6 protein-coding genes and 1 pseudogene are annotated in these 3,970 nt (G+C 71.2%); 3 read left to right on the forward strand and 4 right to left on the reverse strand.

Going from position 1 to position 3,970, the window contains the following annotated elements:
- The 3 genes and pseudogenes from A6302_RS19505 to A6302_RS19515 all read left to right on the forward strand — a co-directional run.
- Window positions 1–346: HAMP domain-containing protein (locus A6302_RS19505; RefSeq protein ID WP_141703982.1), on the forward strand; the 346-nt coding region annotated here is incomplete at its 5' end.
- Between the two features lie 83 nt (window positions 347–429).
- Complete coding sequence (locus tag A6302_RS19510; protein ID WP_069308423.1) at window positions 430–930, forward strand: sensor histidine kinase; 501 nt, start codon at window positions 430–432, stop codon at window positions 928–930.
- Window positions 927–1,567, forward strand: a pseudogene (locus A6302_RS19515) (response regulator). The gene A6302_RS19510 and the pseudogene A6302_RS19515 overlap by 4 nt, the downstream one beginning before the upstream one ends.
- Window positions 1,568–1,739: 172 nt before the next feature.
- Here the strand turns inward: A6302_RS19515 and aroQ are convergent.
- From aroQ to A6302_RS19535, 4 genes are all read right to left on the reverse strand, one after another.
- Window positions 1,740–2,186 (reverse strand): type II 3-dehydroquinate dehydratase, encoded by a 447-nt coding sequence (gene aroQ / locus A6302_RS19520; RefSeq protein WP_069308424.1) that lies wholly within the window; start codon window positions 2,184–2,186, stop codon window positions 1,740–1,742.
- A gap of 111 nt (window positions 2,187–2,297) precedes the next feature.
- The gene (locus A6302_RS24960) at window positions 2,298–2,708 is read right to left on the reverse strand and encodes a hypothetical protein (protein ID WP_069308425.1); all 411 of its coding nucleotides are present in this window, start codon (window positions 2,706–2,708) and stop codon (window positions 2,298–2,300) included.
- The gene (locus tag A6302_RS24965; RefSeq protein ID WP_342586314.1) at window positions 2,672–3,031 is read right to left on the reverse strand and encodes an NAD(P)-binding domain-containing protein; all 360 of its coding nucleotides are present in this window, start codon (window positions 3,029–3,031) and stop codon (window positions 2,672–2,674) included. The genes A6302_RS24960 and A6302_RS24965 overlap by 37 nt, the downstream gene beginning before the upstream one ends.
- A gap of 144 nt (window positions 3,032–3,175) precedes the next feature.
- Window positions 3,176–3,970, reverse strand: a 795-nt coding sequence (locus A6302_RS19535) for a LysR substrate-binding domain-containing protein (RefSeq protein WP_069308427.1), incomplete at its 5' end; no start/stop codon positions are given.

Genomic DNA, 3,970 nt, shown 5'->3' on the forward strand with positions numbered 1-3,970 from the left:
CGCCACACGGGCGTGGAACCAGATCCGGGTGATGGCCGGGCTTGCGGCGGTGATGGCGCTGTCGATGTGGTGCCTCGCGGCGCTGTTCGTCGGCCATGCGCTGCTGCCGGCGCAGAAGATTCTCGAAGGACTGCGGCGGCTGGAGGGCGGCGATCTCGGCAGCCGCCTGCCGGCCTTCCGCACGCCCGAGTTCGACAAGGTCGCCTCGGCCTTCAACGATCTCGCCGGCCGCTTGCAGGCGACCGCCGCCGAACGCAGCGCCCTGACCCGGCGGCTGTTCCAGGTGCAGGAGGACGAGCGCCGCGCGCTCGCCCGCGACCTCACGACGAATTCGGCCAGTGCCTGACCGCGACGAGCGCGCTTGCCGCCTCGATCGTCGCCGGCACGCCGCCGGACCGGCCGGATCTGTCCGCCGACGCGCGCTCGATCATGCGCGTCACCCAGCAGATGATGACGACCCTGAAGGGGGCGCTCGCCCGGCTGCGCCCGCCGGATGTGGACGACCTCGGCCTCGACGGCTGCCTTGCCGATCTCGTCAGTCGCTGGAACGCGCTTGGCCGGGGCCGGGCGCTGGTGCATCTCCACGTCCACGGCGAGATCGGCGACGTGCCGCGCGAGACGGCGGTCAACGTCTACCGCATCGCCCAGGAGTGCATCACCAACGCTGCCCGCCACGGCGCGCCCGGGCGGCGCACCGTCGACCTGCATCTGCGGGCCGAGCCGGACGGGACGGTGCGGCTGACCGTGGAGGACGACGGCGGCGGCGATCCGGCCACGGTGGAGACCGGCGGCGGCTTCGGCGTGATCGGCATCCGCGAACGGCTCGCCTCGATCGGCGGGGCGTTGCAGGTCGGGCGGACGACCACGGGCCTCAGCGTCAGCGCGCGGGTGCCGCCGCTCGGCCTGCGCATCGGCGGGCTGGCGGCATGAGCGGGCTGGCGATCATGCTCGTCGACGACCATCCGATCGTCCGCGAGGGCTACCGCCGCCTGCTGGAGCGACGCGAGGGATTTCACGTCGTCTGCGAGGCGGAAAACGCGGCCGATGCCTACCGGGTCTACCGCGAGTTCTCGCCCGACGTGGTGGTGATGGACCTGTCGCTGCCCGGCGCCGGCGGGCTGGAGGCGGTGCGCCACATCCGCCAGTGGGACCGGCAGGCGAAGATCCTCGTCTTCACCATGCACGAGGGCGCGATCTTCGCGCTCAAGGCCTCGAGGCCGGGGCCGCCGGCTATGTGACCAAGAGCAGCGCGCCGGACGAGCTGGTGCGGGCGGTGGAGGTGGTGGGGCGCGGCGGACGGGCGCTCAGCGACGACATCGCCCACGAGATCGCCGCCGACCGCCTCGCCGGACACCGCTCGCCGATCGACGACCTCGGCCCGCGCGAGACCGAGATCCTGCGGATGCTGGCCTCGGGCATGGCGGCCGAGGAGATCGCCGGGGCGCTCTGCCTCAGCCCCAAGACGGTGCAGAACTACCACTACCAGATCAAGGCCAAGCTGGAGGCGAAGACCGACGCCCATCTCGTCTGGATGGCGGTCGGCTCGGGGCTCGTCTCGTTCTCGTGAGGGACAGGCTCTCACACCGCCGCGCCGATGAACGGATGCGATCGGCCTCATCCTGAGGAGGGCGCTCGTGCGCCCGTCCCGAAGGACGAGGCGCCCCCGCCCTTCGGGACGGCCCGTGCCGGGCCTCCTCAGGGTGAGGGCGGAGAAAGGTTCGTTCATACGCGCGCTGGTCTCAGGCGCCCGCAACACCCAGCAGCCGCGCCGCGCGGGCGATCGCCAGCGTGTAGCCTTGCGTGCCGAAGCCGGCGATCACGCCCTCGGCGCGCAGCGACACGTAGGAATGGTGGCGGAAGCTCTCGCGCTTGTGGACGTTGGAGATATGCACCTCCAGCACGATCCCGTCATAGGCGTTGAGCGCGTCGAGGATCGCCACCGACGTGTGGGTGAAGGCACCCGGATTGATCACGATCGCCGCTGCATTCTCGCGGGCCGCGTGGATCCAGTCGATCAGCTCGTATTCGCGGTTCGACTGGTGGAAGCCGAGATCGAGGCCGAAGCCTGTGGCGGCCGCCCGGCAGGCGGTCTCGACGTCGGCGAGCGTCTCGTGGCCGTAGACCTCCGGCTGGCGCTTGCCGAGCAGGTTGAGGTTCGGGCCGTTGAGGACGAGGATCCGTTGCATGGGCGGCGTTCCGGTCGGGCCGCAGTGCGGCCCCCTGTCGGGTTTGTCGGTTCGTGTCGGTCGATCCTTCCTACAGGGCGCCGGTAAAGAAATCGACGGGCATTGCCGGCGTCACGCGGGCTTTGCGTCCGGCTTCGGCGCCGGCTTCGGCGCGGTCAGCTTCTCGGCATGGGCCGCGATGCCGTCGAGGGCGCGGGCGATCTCGTCGAACCAGCCGATGCCGGTCAGATGGAGCCGGCCGTATTCGTTGAGGCCGCCCTTCGTCTCGTGGTGGGCGGGGACGACGGCCTCGCCGGCCCGGCCGGTCTCGATCGCCACGGCGGCCAGCCCCTCGAACATCGAGCGCACATAGGCGGCGGCCGCCTCCGGCGCCATGCCGCGCGCCTCCAGCCAGGCGATCATCCGGTTCTGCAGTTCGTAATGGGTCGACATCATCGCGCTGGCGATGCCGATGGCGTGGAGGTCGGATTCCGTGTCGACCACGATCAGGTCGCCGAGCCCGCCGAACAGGTCCTCGACCACCGGGTCGCCGGATACTGCACCACCGGCCCCTTGCGCAGGCGGATCGGCGGCAGCGGATTGACCCGGACGACCCGGCCGGCCGGGGCGACGGCGGCCTCGATCAGCGCCTTCGGCGCGCCGGCGAGAAAGCTGACGACGGTCTGGTCCTCCCGGAACGGCAGGCCGGCGGTGGCGTCCGTCAGCTGGTTCGGCCGCATGCCGAGCAGGATCACGTCGCTGCCCTCGACCACCTCGGCGTTGCTGGCCGCGCGGCGCACGTTCGGCCAGGCGCTTGCCAGCGCGGCGGCGGTTTTCTCGGAACGCGGCGAGACGAGGATCTCGATCCGGTCCGCGTGGGTCTGCTGAAGGCCGCCGACGACGCCTCCACGAGCGTGCCGGTGCCGATGAAGCCGAGGCGCAGCATGAACGGTCCTTTGGTCAGGGAGAGGCCGGGGATGAGAAGAGGGGGAGTCGCGGTGTCCGGCGGATCAGCCGGTTTCCTCCGCCTCGCGGCGGATCCAGGCGCGGAACTCCGCCACCGCCGGCTTTTCGGAGAAGTCCGGGCTGGTGAGGAGATGGAACGAATCGCCGGTCTCGATCTCGATGTCGAACGGGCGGATCAGCCGGCCGGCGCGCAGGTCGCTCTCGACCAGCAGCCGGCTGGCGAGCGCCACGCCCTGGGTCTGCACGGCGGCATCCAGCATCAGGCCGGCATCGTTGAAATAGAGCGTCTCGTCGAAGCCGACGCCGGCGACCCCGGCGGCCGAGAACCACGTGGCCCACAGGCTGGAATTCACCACCTGCAGCAGGGTGTGGCGGGCGAGATCGCGCGGGGTGACGATCACCGGCCCCTCGCGCAGCAGGGACGGACTGCACACGGCGAACAGCCGGCCGCTGCCGAGCCGCTCGACCCGCGCACCCGGCCAGTTGCCATGGCCCCAGCGGATCGCGACGTCGATGTCCTGGCGGTCGAAGTTCACCGCGTCGTTGGAGGCGAGCAGCGTCACCTTCACCTGCGGCTGGAGCTGCATGAAGCGCTTGAGCCGCGGCACCAGCCAGCGCGAGGCAACCGCCGGCGGGGCGTTGACGCACAGCACCGTCGGCGCCTTGGGATCGACCAGCCGCTCGCAGGCTCTTCCGAGCAGCGACAGCGCCTCGTGGACCGAGCTGGCAAAGGCGGTGCCCTCGCGGGTGAGCTCGACCCGGCGCGGCAGGCGGCGGAACAGCCGCACCTCCAGAAGGTCTTCCAGCTGGCGGATCTGCTGGCTCACCGCCGACTGGGT

This window comes from Methylobrevis pamukkalensis, from assembly GCF_001720135.1.
GTDB lineage: Bacteria > Pseudomonadota > Alphaproteobacteria > Rhizobiales > Pleomorphomonadaceae > Methylobrevis > Methylobrevis pamukkalensis.